We start from the raw sequence: 18,341 nt of genomic DNA on the forward strand, positions 1-18,341 counted from the left end.
CCAAAAGGAGGTTGGCCCGGGGTCCGGTGGGAGCACGAAAGTGCCAGTCACGGTGAGCCCTTCGCACCGGAGCCCTATGTTTAACCTTGGAGAAACTTGCAATGAAAAAATCTCTAGTTGCCCTGGCTGCTCTGGCTGTTGCCGGTGTTGCCTCGGCTCAGTCGTCTGTCACCCTCTTCGGTGTGGTTGACGCTGGCGTCAGCTACTACGAACAAAAGACCGAAAACGCTTTCGGCCAGCAGTTCAAGACGAGCCAGTGGGCGCAATCCACCTCGGGCTACAACTCCAGCCGTCTGGGCTTCCGTGGCACGGAAGACCTCGGTGGTGGCCTGGCAGCCAGCTTCTGGCTGGAAGCCGGTCTGAACAACGACACCGGCGCAGGTGGCAGCAATGCTCCGTTCGTCACTGGCGGTGGCCTGAACTTCAACCGTCGTTCGACGGTGAGCTTGTCGGGTGCATTCGGTGAAGTCCGCATCGGTCGCGACTACACCCCGACGTTCTGGAACGACACCGTGTTCGATCCGTTCGGCACCAACGGCGTTGGTACCAACCTGATCTCGACGGCGAACGGCTTTAGCTCCAGCGGCCAGCTCACCAACGGTTTCACCGCTAACAACCAGTACGTGCGCGCCAGCAACTCGGTCGGCTACTTCCTGCCGCCGAACCTGGGTGGCTTCTACGGTCAGTTGATGTATGCGTTCAACGAGAACGTGAGCTACGATCCGGGCAACCTGACGCCTCCGACCACTGCCGCAATCATCGCCAATCCGGCACTCGCTGCCGTTGGCAACAACGCACGTGCCGGTCGCTATGTCGGTGGTCGCGTCGGCTACGCCAACGGCCCGCTCGACGTTGCTATCGCCTACGGTGAATCCACCGTGGCCAGCAACTTCTACGCAGGTACCACGCAGAACCTCGATACCGCCAACATCGGCGCTTCGTACGACTTCGGCGTTGTCAAGCTGTTCGGCGAATACTCGGACGCCAAGCTGAAGACCGACAATTCCACCATTACGGTGTTCAATTCGTTCGGCTTCTCTGACCCGCGTGCCAAGGGCTGGCTGCTGGGTGCGACCGTGCCGGTCGGTCCTGGCCTGATCCGCATCGCCTACTCGGCCGTCAAGTACGACAACACCCGCCAACCTCTGAACCAGGTTTTCGGTGTGTTCGCCGATCCGAAGGCTGACAAGATTGCTGTTGGCTACGTGCACAACCTGTCGAAGCGCACGGCTCTGTACGCAACGGCTGCTTACGTCAACAACAAGGATGGCGCTGACCTCGTGACCGGCGGCCCGCAATTCGTCCAGCCCTCTGCCTTGACCGGCCCGGTGACCCCGAAGAGCTCGATGGGTTACGACTTCGGTATCCGTCACGCTTTCTGATCTGACGCTGGCGCAAGCCAGCATCAAGGGAAGTTCTTGAAAGCCATCCGACGAAAGTCGGATGGCTTTTTTCGTTGCGGCGAGCCATGCATCGCACCCCCGGGGAACCCCCGCATGGGCACGTACTTTGCTCTGCTAGCATGATTGAAAACTTCGTCCGTTGAATGATCGCTTTCGTACTGCGCCGCCTGATCCAGGCCGTGATCGTGATGGTCGCGGTCGCCTTCATCGCCTTCCTTCTCTTCCAGTACGTCGGTGACCCGGTCGTGTTCCTGCTGGGGCAGGACGCCAAGCCCGAGCAGATTCGCGAACTCCGCGAAGGCCTCGGTCTCGACAAGCCCTTCTTCGTGCAGTTCTGGCATTTCCTGGTCAATGCCGCGCAAGGCGAGTTCGGTCTCAGCCTGCGTCAGGGCGCGAAGGTGTCGCGCCTGATCGGCGAACGCTTTCCCGCCACGCTGGAGTTGGCACTCGTCGCTGCCGTCCTTGCATTGGCCATCGGCATCCCGATGGGCGTCTACACGGCATTGCGCCGCGGCACCTTCATGAGCCAGGTGTTCATGACGATTTCCCTGCTCGGCGTGTCGTTGCCCACCTTCCTGATCGGCATCCTGCTGATCCTCGTCTTCGCCGTGCTGCTCGGCTGGTTCCCGAGCTTCGGGCGCGGCGACACCGTGCGGCTCGGCTGGTGGAGCACAGGCCTGCTGAGGACCGATGGCTGGATGCACATCGTGTTGCCCGCGGTCACACTCGCCATCTTCCAACTCACGTTGATCATGCGGCTCGTGCGCGCCGAGATGCTCGAAGTGCTGCGCACCGACTACATCAAGTTCGCTCGCGCACGCGGCCTTTCCGACCGTGCGATCCATTTTGGACATGCATTGAAGAACACATTGGTGCCTGTCATGACCATTACCGGGCTTCAACTCGGTGGTCTGATCGCCTTCTCGATCATCACGGAATCGGTATTCCAGTGGCCCGGCATGGGCCTGCTGTTCATCCAGTCCGTCACCTATGCCGATATTCCGGTCATGGCTGCCTATCTCTGCCTGATTGCATTGATATTCGTCGTCATCAATCTCGTGGTCGATTTGCTTTATTTCGTTGTCGATCCCCGGTTGCGGATCGGCAACGCAGGAGGTCACTAATGACGCAGCAGCGCCTGCAGGCATCGGGGCGGGCCTTCGCCCACATCTCCCGCTTCTACCCCGAGATCACCGCGTTTCGCCGCGACCTGCATGCGCATCCGGAACTGGGTTTCGAAGAGGTCTACACATCCGGCCGTGTGAAAGAAGCATTGAAGGCCTGCGGGGTCGACGAAATCCATACAGGCATCGGCAAGACCGGCGTGGTGGGAGTGATCCGAGGCGCATCGACGGCCAGCGGCCGCATGCTGGGCCTGCGGGCGGACATGGATGCCTTGCCGATGTGCGAGGACAACGATTTCTCCTGGCGCTCCGCCAAACAGGGCCTCATGCACGGCTGCGGCCATGACGGTCACACGGCAATGCTGGTCGGCGCGGCGCGCTATCTTGCGGAGACGCGCAACTTCGATGGCACGGCCGTCCTGATCTTCCAGCCCGGCGAAGAGGGCTTTGCCGGTGCGCGCGTGATGATCGAGGACGGCCTTTTCGATCGCTTCCCCGTCAACTCAGTGTTTGCGATGCACAACTGGCCGGGCATGCCGGCCGGCACTGTCGGCATCAACCGCGGCGCGATGATGGCTGCGGCCGATCGCATCACCATCGAAGTCACCGGCAAGGGTGGACACGGCGCTCACGCCTACCTGACGGTCGACCCGGTGCTGGTGTCGGCGCACATCATCACTGCCGTGCAGAGCATCGTGTCGCGCAATGTGAGGCCGATTGATGCGGCGGTGATCAGCATCTGCGCGGTCAATGCCGGCGACCTCGGCGCGATGAGCGTCGTGCCGGGCAAGGCCACGCTGGTGGGCACGGTGCGCACCTTCAGCTCGCGGGTGCAGGAGCAGGTGGAGCGTCGCCTGTCCGAGCTCTGTGCCGCAGTTGCCACCGGCTTCGGTGCCACGGCGCGCGTGAGCTTCGAGCGCATCTATCCCGCCACCATCAACACCGCGCCGGAGGCCCAGTTTGCCGGCGACGTCGCGCAGTCGCTCGTCGGCGCGCACAACGTCGAGCGCAACATGGAGCCGAGCATGGGTGCGGAAGATTTTTCGTTCATGCTGCAGAAAAAGGCGGGCGCCTATCTGCGCATCGGGCAGGACGCGCGCGGCGGCGCCTTCCTTCACAACAGCCGCTACGACTTCAACGACGAGATCCTGCCGCTTGGTGCTGCCTTGCACGCGGGCCTGGTCGAACAAGGCATGCCATTGGCCGCCGCGGCCGGGGCATCCCGAAGCGAGATGGCCTCTGCGGCCACTTGAAGATTTTCCAACCCCGAGGAGTGCTCTCATGAGTCTGAAAAAAAACATCGTCGCCGCGGCAGTCTTGTCCATCCTGGCGACGGCGAGCTTGATGGCCGGTGCGCAAACCATCCGCATCGCGAACCAGGGAGACGCACTCTCGCTCGATCCCCATTCGCTCAACGAGTCGCTCCAGCTCAGCGTGACCGCCAACGCCTACGAGCCGTTGGTTGGCCGCAACAAGGATTTGAGCCTCGCGCCGCTACTGGCGACGAGTTGGAAGCAGACCTCGCCGACCGTCTGGCGCTTCGAACTGCGCAAGGGCGTGCAGTTCCATGACGGGACCCCGTTCACAGCCGATGACGTCGTGTTTACTTTCGCACGCGCGAAGGGTGATGGCTCCGACATGAAAGCCACGCTCAGCGACATCAAGGAAGTGCGCAAGGCGGGCGACTACGCCGTCGACATCGAGACCAACGGCTCGTTCCCGATCCTGCCCGACGTGATCACGCTCACCATGATCATGAGCAAGAAGTGGTGCGAGGAGAACGGTGCCGCCAAGCCGGTCGACAAGCGCAAGGGCGTCGAGAACACCGCGTCCTTCAAGGCCAACGGCACCGGCCCGTTCCGCGTGCGCGAACGCCAGCCCGACGTGCGCACCGTCTTCACCCGCAACCCGACCTACTGGGGCAAGATCGAGGGCAACGCGCAGGAGATCATCTTCACGCCCATCGCCAATCCGGCCACGCGCGTCGCCGCGCTGGTGTCCGGCGAAGTCGACGTGATGGAGCCGGTGCCGGTGCAGGACATCGCACGCATCAATTCGAGCCCCAATGCGCGCGTCATCACCGGGCCCGAGCTGCGCACCATCTTCCTGGGCATGGACCAGAAGCGTGACGAGTTGCTCTACTCCAACATCAAGGGCAAGAACCCGTTCAAGGACAAGCGTGTCCGCCAGGCGTTCTACCAGGCCATCGACATCGCCGGCATCCAGCGCACCGTGATGCGCGGCGCCTCTCGGCCGACCGCGCTGATGGTCGGTCCCGGCATCAACGGATGGACGGCCGACCAGGACAAGCGCCTGCCCTACGACGTCGAAGCCGCCAAGAAGCTGCTCGCCGACGCGGGCTATCCGAACGGCTTCGAAGTGTCGATGAACTGCCCGAACGACCGCTACGTGAACGATGCCCAGATCTGCCAGGGCGTCGCCGCCGGCCTCGCGCGCATCGGCGTCAAGGTCAATCTCGTGGCCGAGACCAAGGGCAGCTACTTCCCGAAGGTGCTGCGCCGCGACACCAGCTTCTACATGCTCGGCTGGACCCCCACCACCTACGACTCGCACAACGCGCTGAGCTCGCTGATGGCCTGCCCCGACGACAAGGGCACGGGCCAGTTCAACCTCGGTGCCTACTGCAATCCGAAGCTCGATGAGCTCACCAAGAAAATCCAGTCGGAGACGGACAAGGACAAGCGCAACGAGATGATCAAGGAAGCCTTCAAGATCCATTCGGACGACGTCGGTCACCTGCCGCTGCACCAGCAGTCGCTGGCCTGGGGCGTGAGCAAGAAGGTCGAGCTGACGCAACTCGCCGACAACTTCATGTTCTTCAAGTGGATGAGCATCAAGCCGCAACAGCAGCCTTGATGGCCCGATGATCCGTGCGGGGGCCCGCCACGCGGGCCCCGTTTTCGCTTGCTGTCGCTCCCACGATGAACAAAACCCTTGCCCGTTGGCTGGACAGCGATGTCGGTCACAGTTTCCGCACCTCGCCCGTCGCAATGCTCGCGGCCGTGATCGCCTTCGTCTGCGTGTTCTGCGCCATCTTCGCCAACTGGGTCGCGCCGCACGATCCGTTCAATCTCGCCTCGCTCGAACTGGGCGATGCACGGCTGCCGCCAGCCTGGAGCGCGGAGGGTACGCGCAAGTTCGTTTTCGGTACCGACGACCAGGGGCGCGACATCCTGTCGGCGCTCATGTACGGCGCACGGATCTCGCTCGTGGTGGGCGTGGTGTCGGTGCTGGTGTCGATGGTGGTGGGCGTGTCCCTGGGGCTCGCGGCGGGCTTCTTCGGCGGCTGGCTCGATGCCTTCCTCATGCGCCTGTGCGACGTGATGCTCTCCTTCCCGCCGATCCTTGTCGCGCTGCTGATCGCAGGCATCGGCCGCGCACTCTTTCCCGATGCCCATGGCTCGCTTGCCTTCGGCGTGCTCATCATCGCGATCGCGCTCACCGGATGGGTGCAGTACGCGCGCACGGTGCGCGGCTCGACCCTCGTGGAGCGCCAGAAGGAATATGTGCAGGCCGCGCGCGTCACCGGCGTACCCTCCGTGCGCATCATGCTGCGGCACGTGCTCCCCAATGTGATGGGGCCGGTGATGGTGCTCGCGACCATCCACGTCGCGACCGCGATCATCACCGAAGCCACGCTTTCCTTTCTGGGCGTCGGCGTGCCGCCGACCTCGCCGTCGCTGGGCACGCTGATCAACACCGGCCGGGACTACCTGTTCTCCGGCGAATGGTGGATCACCGTCTTCCCGGGCCTGATGCTGGTGCTCATCTCGCTGAGCGTGAACCTGCTCGGCGACTGGTTGCGCGATGCGCTCAACCCGCGGCTGCGCTGACCACGAAGGAAGCACGTCCATGAGCCTTCTCCAGGTCAGCAACCTCGTTGTCGAATTCCCGAACCGCCGCGGTGCGCTGCGCGCGCTGGACGACATTTCCTTCGACATCGCGCCGGGCGAGATCCTCGGCGTGGTGGGTGAGTCCGGGGCGGGCAAGTCCCTCACGGGCGCCGCGATCATCGGGCTGCTCGAACCCCCCGGTCGCGTGGCGGGCGGGCAGATCGTGCTCGAAGGCCAGCGCATCGACAACCTCGGCCACGAGGCCATGCGCCACATCCGCGGACGCAAGATCGGCGCGATCTTCCAGGATCCGCTGACGTCGCTGAACCCGCTCTACACGATCGGCCGGCAGCTGATCGAAACCATCCGCACGCACCTCCCGGTTACCGAGGAAGAGGCGCGCCGGCGCGCCATCGGCCTGCTGGAGGACACCGGCATTCCAGGTGCCTCGCAACGCATCGATCACTTTCCGCACCAGTTCTCCGGCGGCATGCGCCAGCGCGTCGTGATTGCGCTGGCGCTCGCGGCCGAGCCGAAGCTGATCGTCGCGGACGAGCCCACCACCGCGCTGGACGTGTCGATCCAGGCGCAGATCATCCAGTTGCTCAAGGGCATCTGCAAGGAGCGTGGCGCCGCCGTGATGCTGATCACCCACGACATGGGCGTGATTGCCGAGACCTGCGATCGCGTGGCCGTGATGTACGCGGGCCGCGTGGCCGAGATCGGGCCCGTGCATGAAGTCATCCATCAACCCGCCCATCCCTACACCTCGGGCCTGATGGCCGCCATCCCCGACATGACGATGGACCGCGAACGCCTCAACCAGATCGACGGCGCGATGCCCCGGCTCAATGCCATCCCCAGGGGGTGCGCCTACAACCCGCGCTGTCCGCGCGTGTTCGACCACTGCCTGGTCGAGCGCCCGGACCTGCTCAACGCCGGCGCGACCCGGGCCGCATGCTGGCTGCACGAAGCCCACACGGCTTCGCCTGCCTACGGAGGTCTGGCATGACCACGCTGGTGCAGGCCCACGATCTCGCGAAGAGCTTCGACGTCTCGCCGCCTTGGCTCAACCGCGTGCTGGAGCGCAAGCCGCGCGTGATGCTGAAGGCCGTCGATGGCGTGAGCTTCTCGATCGAACGCGGCAAGACGCTCGCGCTGGTGGGTGAATCCGGATGCGGCAAGAGCACCGTGGCACGCCTGCTGGTGGGCCTGTACGCACCCACGCGGGGCGGCATGCAGTTCGACGGCCAGGACGCGCACGCGGCCTTCAAGACACCGCAGGGCCGCACCTTGCGTCGCCGCATCCAGATGATCTTCCAGGATCCGTATGCCAGCCTCAACCCGCGATGGATCGTCGAGGACATCGTCGGCGAACCCCTGCGCGAGCACGGCATCCTGGACAAGGGCCCCGAACTCAAGGCGCGCGTCGGCGAACTGCTGAAGTCGGTCGGCCTCAGTCCGCTCGACATGGTGAAGTACCCGCACCAGTTCTCCGGCGGCCAGCGCCAGCGCATTTCCATCGCGCGCGCGCTGGCGACAGAGCCCGAGTTCCTCGTGTGCGACGAGCCCACGTCCGCGCTCGACGTCAGCGTGCAGGCCCAGGTACTCAACATCATGAAGGACCTGCAGCGCGAGCAGGGACTGACCTACCTCTTCATCTCGCACAACCTCGCGGTGGTGCGCCACGTCGCCGACCAGGTCGGCGTGATGTACCTGGGCCGCCTGGTCGAGGTGGCCGACAAGCACGCGCTCTTCGATTCACCGCAGCATCCCTACACGCGCATGCTGCTGGATGCGATCCCGCAGATGAAGCACACCGGCCGCCGCCGCACGCCGGTGCAAGGCGAGGTTCCGAACCCCCTCAATCCACCCACGGGCTGCACCTTCCATCCCCGCTGCCCCCTGGCCAACGAGCGCTGCAAGACAGAGCGCCCCGCGCTCCAGATGCTGCGCGGCGTCCAGGTCGCCTGCCACGCAGTAGAAGAAAACAGAGCCTGAACAGGTTCCCCCATCCGGGAGCCGCCACGGAACCGGCTCCGCCGGGCCGCAAGGCGGCGCCCCCTGCAAGGGGGTAGGCGAAGCGACACGAAGTGCGCGAAGCCTGGGGGTGTTACTGCTCCTCTCCCCAGGCGTAGCCGTCGCGCGCAATCATGGCGCTCGATGCGCTCGGTCCCCAGGTACCGGCCGCATACGGGCGCGGCACACCGTCCGAGGCCCAGCTGTCGATCAGCGGCTCGACCCAGCGCCATGCCTCTTCCTGCTCGTCGCTGCGCACGAACAGGTTCAGCCGGCCATCGATCACATCGAGCAGCAGCCGCTCGTAGGCGCCCACGCGCTCGGACCCGAATCGCTTGTCGAAATCGAGGTCGAGTTGCACCGGTGCCAGTTGCGGACCCGCATGGCGATTGCCGTTGCGCTGGCGGTTGTCCTGCGCCTGCGCGAGCATGTGCAGTTCCAGGCCGTCCTTGGGCTGCAGGTTGATCACCAGCTTGTTCACCGAACTGGCCGGCGCGCGGAAGATGGCATGCGGCGTCGGCTTGAAGTTCACTTCGATTCGCGCGTCGCGCGAGGCCAGGCGCTTGCCTGTGCGGATATAGAGCGGCACGCCGGCCCAGCGCCAGTTGGCGATTTCGGTGCGCAGCGCCACGAAGGTCTCGGTGCGACTCTCGGGGTCGACGCCCGGTTCGTCGCGGTAGCCCTGCACGCGTTCGCCGTAGGCCGTGCCCGCGGCGTACTGGCCGCGAATGGCATGCAGGCCGATGGATTCGGCGGTCCATGGCTTCAGGGCGCGCAACACCTTGAGCTTTTCGTCCCGGATTGCATCGGCATGCGCGTTGATCGGCGGCTCCATGCCGATCGCGCAGACGAGTTGCAACGCGTGGTTCTGGACCATGTCGCGCAGCGCGCCGGTCTGGTCGTAGAAGCTGCCGCGCTTTTCCACGCCCAGATCCTCGGCGATCGTGATCTGGATGTTCGCGATGTGTTCGCGGCGCCAGATCGGCTCGAAGAGCGCATTGCCGAAGCGCATCGCGAACAGGTTCTGCACCGAGGGCTTGCCGAGGTAGTGGTCGATGCGGAACACCTGGTGCTCCCCGAGCACCTTGCACACGGCCTTGTTGATGGCGCGGTTCGAGGCCAGGTCGTGGCCCAGCGGCTTCTCGAGCACGACGCGCGTCTGCGGCCCGTTGAGGCCGGCCGCGGCGATCTGCTCGACGACCTGCGTGAAGAGCGCAGGCGCAGTCGCCAGGTACATCACCACCGTGCCGGCATTGCGTGCCTTCAGCTTTTCGGCCAGCTTCTGGTAGTCCGCCGGCTGCGAGAGGTCCATGCGCAGGAAGTAAAGGATCGACGCAAACTTCTTGAACTCCTCGGGCGATGGCCGTTTGGCGCCTTCGACGGCCTCGAAGCGCGACTGGATCAATTCGCGGTAGGCATCGTCGGACAGGTCGTCGCGCGCCACGCCGATGATGCGGCCGTCTTCGGGCAGGCTGCCGTGACGGAATGCCTGGAACAGGGCGGGCATCAGCTTTCGCCATGCGAGATCACCGGTGCCGCCGAAGAGGACGAGATCGAAACTCATGGATACATCCGTTTGTGTAGTGAAGAGCGAGCATGCTCGCCAGCGAATGGTACTTGTACCGATCCGGCCGTCCATGACGCGACGCTAAGCTGCGAGGCGGCCCGCGGGGCCTTTTTTTGTTTTGATTCGAGGTCCTGATGAAGAAACTCCTGAGTGTCACGGCATTGATCGCGCTGATGGGCGCGTCGACTGCAGCATCGGCCCAGACCGTCAACGTCATCTGCTCGGTCCAGGCGGACTGGTGCAACATGATCGCGACGGTCTACGCGCGCACCACCGGCGTCAAGCTCAACATGGCGCTCAAGGGTTCAGGCGAGGCGCTCGCGCAATTGATCGCGGAGAAGGACAACCCAAAGACCGACGTCTGGTTCGGCGGCACCGGCGATCCGCACCTGCAGGCGGCCGAGTCGGGCCTCACGCTCGAATACAGGTCGCCGACGCTGTCGCAGCTCTACCCATGGGCGCAACAACAGGCGCAGCAGTCGGGCTACAAGACTGTCGGCATCTATTCCGGGCCGCTCGGCTTCGGCTACAACACCGAGCTTCTGGCGAAGAAGAAGCTGCCGGTGCCGCGCAGCTGGGCCGATCTGCTGAAGCCCGAATACAAGGGCGACATCCAGGTGGCGAATCCGGCGTCGAGCGGCACGGCCTACACGATGATCGCCACGCTCGTGCAACTGATGGGCGAGGACAAGGCCTTCGACTACCTCAAGGGACTGCATCGCAACGTCGGCCAGTACACCCGCTCCGGCACCGGCCCGATCAAGGCGGTGGCCCGCGGCGAGACGGCAGTGTCGATCAGCTTCGTGCATGATGCGCCGCAGGAAAAGATGCAGGGCTTCCCGGTCGAGACCTCCACGCCTTCGGAAGGCACGGGTGCGGAGATCGGTTCCATGAGCATCGTGAAGGGCGCGCGCAACCTGGAGCAGGCCAAGAAGTTCTACGAATGGGCGCTCACGCCCCAGGCGCAGACCTTCGGCGCCGCCGCCAAGCAGTTCCAATTGCCTTCGAACAAGGCGACACCGGTGGACCCCAACGTACCGGACTTCAGGAAGATCAAGATGATCGACTATGACTACGCCAAGTACGGCGCGAGCGCCGAGCGTCGCCGGCTGATCGCGCGCTGGGAGAAGGACGTCAACTCGCTGCCCCGCTGAATGAGCCGTCACGCCAACGCACCCGTCTGGGCCTGCATCGCAGCCGGCGTGGCCGGGTACGTCGCGCTGCCCTGGTATGCGATCCAGGACACCTCGTGGTACGAGGCGCTGCCGCAGGTCTTCGGCCAGGCGGAGGGTGCGAATGGCGTGATGCAGGCGGCACTGCAGGGCCGGAGCTGGCTCTACATCGGCTTGATCGGCCTCGTCGTGTGCGCCCTCGGTGGTCTGCTGCGCGCCGGGCGTACGCAAGGCCAGTTGCTCCTTGTCGGTGGCGCGGTGGGCGCGATCGGATTGGCGCTGACCGGGTTCCTCATCGGCGCTCGCGGGTGGAGCTATCCCTTCCTGAACAGCTATCTGGGCGAGTTGCCGCTCAATCAGTTCGGCATCGGCGCAGGGGGCGCCGTGGCGATAGCGGCGCTGGTGCTGCTCGCCGCCTTCGGCTTGGCACGACTCGGCTTCTTCAAGGGCGACCTGTTCGTTTCCGCGGCGGTGATCGGTTGCGGCGTGCTGATGGCGCTGTTCATCGCGTACCCAGTGAGCAAGGCGCTTGCGGGGGCTTTTCTCGATGAAGACGGTCGGTGGTCATTGGTTGCATTCTTCGCGCGCATCGGCACGGAGCGCATCTGGGGGCTGGGCTGTCTCGCGGGTGGCGTTTGGTGCGGCGTGGCGTGGAACACGCTGGTGCTGGCGCTGCTGACCGCCGCGGGCACGACCTTCCTCGGCACGCTGATGGCGCTCATGGCCGAGCGCGGCGGCAGGCGCTGGCAGGGGCCGCTGCGCGTGCTTGCGCTGTTGCCCATCATCACGCCGCCCTTCGTGGTCGGGCTCGGCCTCATCCTGCTGTTCGGTCGCGCCGGAGTCGTGAACCAGCTGCTGGAAAGCACCTTCGGCATCGAGCCGACGCGCTGGTTCTACGGCATGCCGGGCGTGCTGGTTGCCCAGCTGTTCGCGTTCACGCCGATCGCCTTCATGATCATGCGCGGCGTGGTGCAAGGCGTGTCGCCGAGCCTGGAGGAGGCCGCGCAGATGCTGCGCGCCGACCGCCGGCGCGCCTTCTTCACCGTCACCTTGCCGCTCATCAAGCCGGGGCTGGCGAATGCATTCCTTGTCGGATTCATCGAAAGCATTGCGGACTTCGGCAATCCCGTCGTCGTCGGCGGGCAGTTCTCCGTGCTGTCCACGGACATCTTCTTCGCGATCGTCGGCGCGCAGTACGACCAGGGCCGGGCCGCATCGCTCGCGTGGGTGCTGACGATCTTCGCGCTCGGCGTGTTCGCGATCCAGCGCTGGGTGCTCGGCAAGCAGGTCTACACCACGGTGAGCGGGAAGGGCGACGCGGGCATCGCCATGGCCTTGCCCGACGGCGTGCGCTGGACCATCTACTGCATCGCGCTGCCCTGGATCGCATTCACGGTGGTCGTCTATCTCTTTGCCTTCGCGGGCGGTTTCGTGCAGACCTGGGGGCGCGACTACACCTTCACGCTCAACCACTTCCGCAATGCGTTCGCGCTTGAATGGGGCCAGTTCGGCCTGGTGTGGGCGGGCACGGCGTGGAACTCGCTGATCACGACCGTGAAGCTCGCCGCCATCTCGGCGCCGCTGACGGCGGGCTTCGGGCTGCTGATCGCGTGGCTGCTGGCGCGCAATGAATTCAAGGGGCAGGGCGCCTTCGAGTTCGCGGCGTTGCTCGCCTTCGCGATTCCCGGCACCGTGCTCGGCGTGAGCTACATCCTGGCGTTCAATGTGCCGCCGCTTGAACTCACGGGCACCGGGCTCATCATCGTGCTGTGCTTCATGTTCCGGAATCTGCCGGTGGGCGTGCGCGCGGGCACCGCAGCCTTCAAGCAACTGGACCGCTCGCTCGACGAGGCATCGCTGATGCTGCGTGCCTCGACATCGCAGACGCTGTTCAAGGTGGTCCTGCCGCTGCTCAAGCCGGCGCTGGTGGCCGCGCTGGTCTACAGTTTCGTCCGCGCCATGACGACGGTGAGCGCCGTCATCTTCCTGGTCACGGCGGAGAACGAACTGGCGACGACCTACATCATCGGCCGCGTGGGCAACGGAGACTACGGCCTCGCGCTGGCCTACTGCACGGTGCTGATGATCCTGATGTCGGTCGCGATCGCGCTCGTCCAGCTGCTCGTCGGCGAGCGCAAACTGGGGCGGCGGAAGGTCGGGATGCCGGCCATCGCGGCACCGGTGCATTGATGACGAAGGAAACAATGAGCAACGGCATCGAGCTTCGCGACATCACCAAGCGCTACGGCAACGACGCGCGCGCACCGCTGGCGGTGAAGGGGGTGAGCTTCGAGGTGCCCGCGGGCACGCTGACCACCATCCTCGGCCCCTCGGGTTGCGGCAAGACCACCATCCTGCGCATGATCGCGGGCCTGGAGTCGCCGACGTCGGGATCGATCCTCATGCACGGGCGCGACGTCACCACGCTGGGGCCGGCCGAGCGCAACGTGAGCATGATGTTCCAGAGCTATGCGCTGTTCCCGCACATGAACGTGATCGAGAACGTGGGCTACGGCCTGCGGATGAGCGGCGCGCGCAAGACCGAGGCCGCGGCGCGTGCACGCGATGCGCTCAAGGGCGTGGGGCTGGTCGGCTTCGACGAGCGGCTGCCGAGCGAACTGTCCGGCGGCCAGCAGCAGCGGGTCGCACTGGCGCGCGCGCTGGTGCTGGAGCCGGCGGTGCTGTTGTTCGACGAGCCGCTCTCGAATCTCGATGCGCGGCTGCGCCGCGAGATGCGGGAGGAGATCCGCAACCTGCAGCAGCGATTGCAGCTCACCGTCGCCTACGTCACGCACGACCAGAGCGAGGCGCTTGCGGTCAGCGACCAGATCATCGTGATGGACCATGGCGTCATCGCCCAGCGCGGAACGCCCGAGCAGTTGTACGGCCACCCCGAAAGCGAGTTCGTCGCAGGCTTCATGGGCGAGGCGATGGTGTTCCCCGCGCTGGCTCATCCGGACGGGCGGGTGCAGATGGGGCCGCTGATGCTGACGCCGGGCCACCCGATCGCCCCGGGCATCGTCAAGGTCGCCGTGCGGCCGGAGGCCTGGTACATCGGCGCGGCCGTCGGCCTGGAGGCAACTTTGCGCAAGGCGGCGTTTCTGGGCAACTTTTACGAGTACGCTTTCGATACAGCGCTCGGCTCGGTGTTCGTGGTGTCGACCGACTTGGCCCATCCCCTGGCTGCCGGCGCGCAGACCACGCTGTCCCTCACCAACCACGGCGTCTCCGTCGTTCCCGCCGCACTATGAATGTCGTCTTCGATCTTGGCGCCGTGCTCCTGACCTGGGAGCCGGTGGCGCTGGTGCAATCGAACTTCGAGCCGCATGCGCCCACCGCCGAGGCCGCCCATGCGCTGGCGATGCAGATGTTCCATCACGAGGACTGGCTCGGCTTCGACCGTGGCACGCACAGCCTCGACGACGCCATCGGCCGCATGGCCCTGCGTCTCGCGCTTCCTTCGGACCGCCTCAGCGACGTGCTGGCGCCGATGGGCGAGCGGCTGGAGCCCATCGCCGTCACGGTGGAGCTGCTGGCTTCCCTGCGGGCACGCCGGGATGCGGGGGAGGACCTGCGGCTCTACTACCTGTCCAACATGCCCTCGCCCTATGCGCGCGTGCTGGAGTACCGCCATGCGTTCTTCCAGTGGTTCGACGGCGGCATCTTCTCGGGAGACGTGCGCATGATCAAGCCGCAACGGGAAATCTACGAGTTGCTCGCCAGCCGCTACGACCTGGTCGCGTCCGAAACCGTGTTCATCGACGATTCGCTCGCCAACGTGATTGCCGCGCGCGAACTCGGCTGGCACGCCATCCATTGCGAACGGCCCAGCGCCGTACCGGCGCAGCTGGCCGCCTACCTGCCCGTCAACTCGACCTGGTCGACATCGAAGCCCAGCGTGCGGGCGTAGTCGAGCTCGGCCTGCAGCGCGCTTTCGTCCAGACGAGGCGCGCGCGACAGCACCCACAGATACTTGCGGTTCGGCGTGCCGACAAGGGCCACCTGGTAGTCGCGGTCGAGCTTCAGGATCCAGTAGTCGCCCCACACCAGTGGCAACCAGCCGAGCCATTCGGGTGCGAAGCGCACTTCCAGGCGGCCGGCACCCGGTTGCCCCGCCACGGGAACGACGTGGGCGGAGCCCACGGATTCATTGAAGTTTCCGTCCGGGAGGATGCAGCGATTTCGCACCTCCACCGTGCCGTCGTCGAGCAAGGTGTACTCGGCCGTGACGGGCCCGGTGCACTGCTTCTGGAAGCGGTTGGGCAGGCGGGCCTGTTCGTGCCACAGGCCCGCGTAGCGCTTCAGGTCGACCGGCGCCACCACCTGGAGGGGGGCACGCATCAGCGGTGCGCCGTCGGCGGGGCCGGCCACGGTCGATGCCCGCGCCGCGCGCGTGCTCATGAGTGCCAGCAAAGTCAAAGCACCGCCGAGGCAGAAGGCCGTTGCCAGTGTGCCGATCGACGCGCTGTGGACGCGGTCATCGAAGACGACGGTGGGCGGCGGGCGCTGTTGGGTGCGAGACGGCATGGAAATCCTCCGGGGGACGGTCGATCAAATCGCAAGATTAGTTACCGCTTGCCTGTCGGCGCGTCAGCCAGGGACCACACGATCTGTAGTTTTGCGGCGGGATAATGGCCGCATGAACCAACTCGATGCCCTCCGTCAATGGACCACCGTCGTGGCCGACACCGGTGATTTCCGTCAACTGGCGCAGTTCAAGCCCCGGGACGCGACGACCAATCCGTCGCTGATCCTGAAGGCGGTCCAGAAGCCGGACTACCGTCCCCTGCTGGACGAAGCCATCACGAAGCACAAAGGCCTGCCTGTCGACGAGGTGATCGATCGTCTGCTGGTGCGTTTCGGGACCGAGATTCTTTCCATCATCCCCGGTCGCGTCTCGACCGAAGTCGACGCCCGGCTGAGTTTCGACACGAAGGCGACCATCGCACGCGCGGAGCGCATCGTGGCGCTCTATCGCGCGGAAGGCGTCGATGTCGAGAAGCGGCTGCTGGTCAAGATCGCGTCGACCTGGGAAGGCATCGAGGCGGCGCGCCAGCTCGAGAAAAAGGGCATCCACTGCAATCTCACGCTGCTGTTCTCCTTCGCGCAGGCGGTGGCCTGCGGTGCCGCCGGCGTGCAGCTGATCTCGCCCTTCGTCGGGCGCATCTACGACTGGTACAAGAAATCGGCCGGCAGCAACTGGAACGAAGCCGCCAGCGCGGGCGCCAACGACCCGGGCGTGAAGTCGGTGCGCCAGATCTTCGACTACTACAAGAAGAACGGCATTGCGACCGAGGTCATGGGTGCGAGCTTCCGCAATGTCGGACAGATCGCCGCACTCGCAGGTTGCGACCTGCTGACCATCAGCCCCGACCTGCTGGCCGAACTGGCCGCCAGCGACGCGCCCCTGACGCACGCGCTGGACGCCAGCGCCGCGAAGAGCCTCGACATCCCCAAGGTGACGCTCGACGAAGCGGCTTTCCGCTATGCGCTGAACGAGGATGCGATGGCGACCGACAAGTTGGCCGAGGGCATTCGTGCCTTCGCGGCCGATGCGGTGAAGCTCGAGAAGCTGATGGGGGCCTCATGACCAGAACGCGTTGCGATCGCACGGCCGCATGGGCCGACCTCCAGTTGCACTACGACAAGGCGGGCCTGGGCTTCGATGTGCGCAAGGCTTTCGCCGCCGATCCGAAGCGCTTCGACGCTTTGAGCCAGTCGGCGCCGTACCTCTTCGCCGATCTGTCGAAGAACCTGACCGACGCGCGGACCGAAGAGCTGTTGATGGCGGTCGCGCGCGAATCGGGTCTGGAAGCGCATCGGGACGCGATGTTCGCGGGCGAGCACATCAACGCGACCGAAGACCGCGCGGTGCTGCATACGCTGCTGAGGCAGCCTGCGTCTGCATCCGTCCCTGCCAACCTCGCCGGGGCTTTCGGCGACGTGCAGTCGACGCTGACCGCGATGCTGGCCTACGCGGAGGAAATCCGCGCCGACCACACGATCACCGACGTGGTCAACATCGGCATCGGCGGGTCCGATCTCGGGCCCCAGATGGCGGGGCTGGCGCTCGAAGAGTACGCGGCGCCCGGCAAGCGATTCCACTTCGTCTCGAATGTCGACGGGCACGAGTTGGCGGGCGTGCTGCGCGGGCTGGCGCCCGAACACACGCTGTTCCTGATCGCGTCGAAGACCTTCACCACGGCCGAGACGATGGCGAATGCGCAGTCGGCCAAGCGCTGGTTCGAGCAGTCCGGCAGCGTGGACATCGCGCGTCATTTCGCCGCGCTCACGACCAACGTCGAGGCGGCGCGCGCTTTCGGGATCGAGACGACCTTTGGCTTCTGGGACTGGGTCGGCGGCCGCTATTCGCTGTGGTCCGCCATCGGCCTGCCGATTGCGCTGGCGATCGGTGCGGAAGGCTTTCGCAGCCTGCTCGCCGGTGCGCATGCGATGGACGAACATTTCCGCACCGCGCCGCTCGCGCAGAACCTGCCTGTGCGGCTGGGCCTGCTCGACGTCTGGTACCGCAACTTCCACCGCTTCACCAGCCGCGGCATCGCGCCGTACCACAGCGCCCTCAAGCGCCTGCCTGCCTACCTGCAGCAGCTCGAAATGGAGAGCAACGGCAAGCAGGTGGACATGGCCGGCAAGACACTGACCTTCGGCACCTCGCCCGTGCTGTGGGGCGAACCGGGCACCAACGGGCAGCATGCCTACTTCCAGATGCTGCACCAGGGGACGGACGTGGTCCCGATGGAATTCATCGCGGTGCGTGATGCCGCGCACGACCTTGAAGGACATCACCCCAAGCTGCTGGCCAATGCGCTCGCGCAGGCCCAGGCGCTGATGCTCGGCAAGAGCGACGAGGGCGGCCACCGGAACTTCCCCGGAAACCGCCCGAGCACTTTCTTCGTCATGGAAAAGCTGACGCCGGAATCGCTCGGTGCCTTTCTTGCGCTCTACGAGCACCGCGTTTTCACCAGCGGCTCGCTCTGGGGCATCAACAGCTTCGACCAGTGGGGCGTCGAACTCGGCAAGGTGCTGGCCAAGGACATTGAACCGCGCCTGGCCTCCGGCAACGCCCAGGGGCTGGATCCGTCCACCGCCGGGCTGCTTGGACGCTTGCGCCAGCCTGTTTGAAGCATTCGAGGTCGGCGGGCCGCTCGATATGATGGCCGCGGGGTTTTCCCGTGGGAATC

Annotated in this window: 15 protein-coding genes; 13 read left to right on the forward strand and 2 right to left on the reverse strand. The window is 65.4% G+C overall.

Features of this window, described 5'->3' with window-relative positions; all coding sequences use genetic code 11:
• The first annotated feature begins 101 nt into the window (after positions 1-101).
• From ACSFBL_RS25440 to ACSFBL_RS25470, 7 genes are all read left to right on the forward strand, one after another.
• Entirely contained in the window at positions 102-1,382 is a 1,281-nt protein-coding gene (locus ACSFBL_RS25440) for a porin (RefSeq protein ID WP_435518679.1), read from the forward strand.
• A 164-nt stretch (positions 1,383-1,546) separates the two neighbouring features.
• Positions 1,547-2,527 (forward strand): ABC transporter permease, encoded by a 981-nt coding sequence (locus tag ACSFBL_RS25445; protein ID WP_435518598.1) that lies wholly within the window; start codon positions 1,547-1,549, stop codon positions 2,525-2,527.
• Positions 2,527-3,780, forward strand: coding sequence for a M20 aminoacylase family protein (locus tag ACSFBL_RS25450; RefSeq protein WP_435518599.1), 1,254 nt, complete (start codon positions 2,527-2,529; stop codon positions 3,778-3,780). Before ACSFBL_RS25445 ends, ACSFBL_RS25450 begins: the two co-directional genes overlap by 1 nt.
• 28 nt (positions 3,781-3,808) lie before the next feature.
• Positions 3,809-5,404, forward strand: coding sequence for an ABC transporter substrate-binding protein (locus ACSFBL_RS25455; protein WP_435518600.1), 1,596 nt, complete (start codon positions 3,809-3,811; stop codon positions 5,402-5,404).
• 65 nt (positions 5,405-5,469) lie between these two features.
• Positions 5,470-6,381 (forward strand): ABC transporter permease, encoded by a 912-nt coding sequence (locus tag ACSFBL_RS25460; protein WP_435518601.1) that lies wholly within the window; start codon positions 5,470-5,472, stop codon positions 6,379-6,381.
• A 19-nt stretch (positions 6,382-6,400) separates the two neighbouring features.
• Positions 6,401-7,393, forward strand: coding sequence for an ABC transporter ATP-binding protein (locus ACSFBL_RS25465; protein WP_435518602.1), 993 nt, complete (start codon positions 6,401-6,403; stop codon positions 7,391-7,393).
• Complete coding sequence (locus tag ACSFBL_RS25470; RefSeq protein WP_435518603.1) at positions 7,390-8,382, forward strand: ABC transporter ATP-binding protein; 993 nt, start codon at positions 7,390-7,392, stop codon at positions 8,380-8,382. Before ACSFBL_RS25465 ends, ACSFBL_RS25470 begins: the two co-directional genes overlap by 4 nt.
• 112 nt (positions 8,383-8,494) lie before the next feature.
• On the opposite strand, the gene zwf is transcribed toward ACSFBL_RS25470, so the two are convergent.
• Positions 8,495-9,964: a glucose-6-phosphate dehydrogenase gene (gene zwf / locus ACSFBL_RS25475; RefSeq protein WP_435518604.1), complete on the reverse strand. Its 1,470-nt coding sequence runs from the start codon at positions 9,962-9,964 to the stop codon at positions 8,495-8,497.
• Positions 9,965-10,101: 137 nt separating this feature from the next.
• On the opposite strand from zwf, the gene ACSFBL_RS25480 reads away from it, so the two are divergent.
• The 4 genes from ACSFBL_RS25480 to ACSFBL_RS25495 are packed head-to-tail and all read left to right on the forward strand — an operon-like array spanning position 10,102 to position 15,049.
• Positions 10,102-11,121, forward strand: coding sequence for an ABC transporter substrate-binding protein (locus ACSFBL_RS25480; RefSeq protein ID WP_435518605.1), 1,020 nt, complete (start codon positions 10,102-10,104; stop codon positions 11,119-11,121).
• Positions 11,122-13,329, forward strand: a complete 2,208-nt coding sequence (locus tag ACSFBL_RS25485; protein WP_435518606.1) for an ABC transporter permease — start codon at positions 11,122-11,124, stop codon at positions 13,327-13,329. It abuts the gene before it with no gap.
• Positions 13,329-14,390: an ABC transporter ATP-binding protein gene (locus ACSFBL_RS25490; RefSeq protein WP_435518607.1), complete on the forward strand. Its 1,062-nt coding sequence runs from the start codon at positions 13,329-13,331 to the stop codon at positions 14,388-14,390. The genes ACSFBL_RS25485 and ACSFBL_RS25490 overlap by 1 nt, the downstream gene beginning before the upstream one ends.
• Positions 14,387-15,049, forward strand: coding sequence for an HAD family hydrolase (locus ACSFBL_RS25495; protein WP_435518608.1), 663 nt, complete (start codon positions 14,387-14,389; stop codon positions 15,047-15,049). Before ACSFBL_RS25490 ends, ACSFBL_RS25495 begins: the two co-directional genes overlap by 4 nt.
• Here the strand turns inward: ACSFBL_RS25495 and ACSFBL_RS25500 are convergent.
• Entirely contained in the window at positions 14,995-15,666 is a 672-nt protein-coding gene (locus ACSFBL_RS25500; protein WP_435518609.1) for a lipocalin family protein, read from the reverse strand. The genes ACSFBL_RS25495 and ACSFBL_RS25500 overlap by 55 nt on opposite strands.
• Positions 15,667-15,778: 112 nt before the next feature.
• On the opposite strand from ACSFBL_RS25500, the gene tal reads away from it, so the two are divergent.
• Complete coding sequence (gene tal, locus ACSFBL_RS25505) at positions 15,779-16,729, forward strand: transaldolase (protein WP_435518610.1); 951 nt, start codon at positions 15,779-15,781, stop codon at positions 16,727-16,729.
• On the forward strand, positions 16,726-18,282 hold the full coding sequence (gene pgi / locus ACSFBL_RS25510) for a glucose-6-phosphate isomerase (protein ID WP_435518611.1): 1,557 nt from the start codon (positions 16,726-16,728) through the stop codon (positions 18,280-18,282). The genes tal and pgi overlap by 4 nt, the downstream gene beginning before the upstream one ends.
• Positions 18,283-18,341 lie beyond the last annotated feature (59 nt).

Origin of the sequence: Variovorax glacialis (assembly GCF_051216375.1) — a bacterium.
GTDB lineage: Bacteria > Pseudomonadota > Gammaproteobacteria > Burkholderiales > Burkholderiaceae_C > Variovorax.

Bases quoted from the DNA above. Each gene is read 5' to 3' on its own strand.
- ACSFBL_RS25470 (WP_435518603.1), top strand. From the start codon at position 7,390: ATGACCACGCTGGTGCAGGCCCACGATCTCGCGAAGAGCTTCGACGTC.
- tal (WP_435518610.1), top strand. From the start codon at position 15,779: ATGAACCAACTCGATGCCCTCCGTCAATGGACCACCGTCGTGGCCGAC.
- ACSFBL_RS25460 (WP_435518601.1), top strand. From the start codon at position 5,470: ATGAACAAAACCCTTGCCCGTTGGCTGGACAGCGATGTCGGTCACAGT.
- ACSFBL_RS25440 (WP_435518679.1), top strand. From the start codon at position 102: ATGAAAAAATCTCTAGTTGCCCTGGCTGCTCTGGCTGTTGCCGGTGTT.
- ACSFBL_RS25485 (WP_435518606.1), top strand. From the start codon at position 11,122: ATGAGCCGTCACGCCAACGCACCCGTCTGGGCCTGCATCGCAGCCGGC.
- pgi (WP_435518611.1), top strand. From the start codon at position 16,726: ATGACCAGAACGCGTTGCGATCGCACGGCCGCATGGGCCGACCTCCAG.
- zwf (WP_435518604.1), bottom strand. From the start codon at position 9,964: ATGAGTTTCGATCTCGTCCTCTTCGGCGGCACCGGTGATCTCGCATGG.
- ACSFBL_RS25500 (WP_435518609.1), bottom strand. From the start codon at position 15,666: ATGCCGTCTCGCACCCAACAGCGCCCGCCGCCCACCGTCGTCTTCGAT.
- ACSFBL_RS25450 (WP_435518599.1), top strand. From the start codon at position 2,527: ATGACGCAGCAGCGCCTGCAGGCATCGGGGCGGGCCTTCGCCCACATC.
- ACSFBL_RS25495 (WP_435518608.1), top strand. From the start codon at position 14,387: ATGAATGTCGTCTTCGATCTTGGCGCCGTGCTCCTGACCTGGGAGCCG.
- ACSFBL_RS25480 (WP_435518605.1), top strand. From the start codon at position 10,102: ATGAAGAAACTCCTGAGTGTCACGGCATTGATCGCGCTGATGGGCGCG.
- ACSFBL_RS25490 (WP_435518607.1), top strand. From the start codon at position 13,329: ATGACGAAGGAAACAATGAGCAACGGCATCGAGCTTCGCGACATCACC.
- ACSFBL_RS25445 (WP_435518598.1), top strand. From the start codon at position 1,547: ATGATCGCTTTCGTACTGCGCCGCCTGATCCAGGCCGTGATCGTGATG.
- ACSFBL_RS25465 (WP_435518602.1), top strand. From the start codon at position 6,401: ATGAGCCTTCTCCAGGTCAGCAACCTCGTTGTCGAATTCCCGAACCGC.
- ACSFBL_RS25455 (WP_435518600.1), top strand. From the start codon at position 3,809: ATGAGTCTGAAAAAAAACATCGTCGCCGCGGCAGTCTTGTCCATCCTG.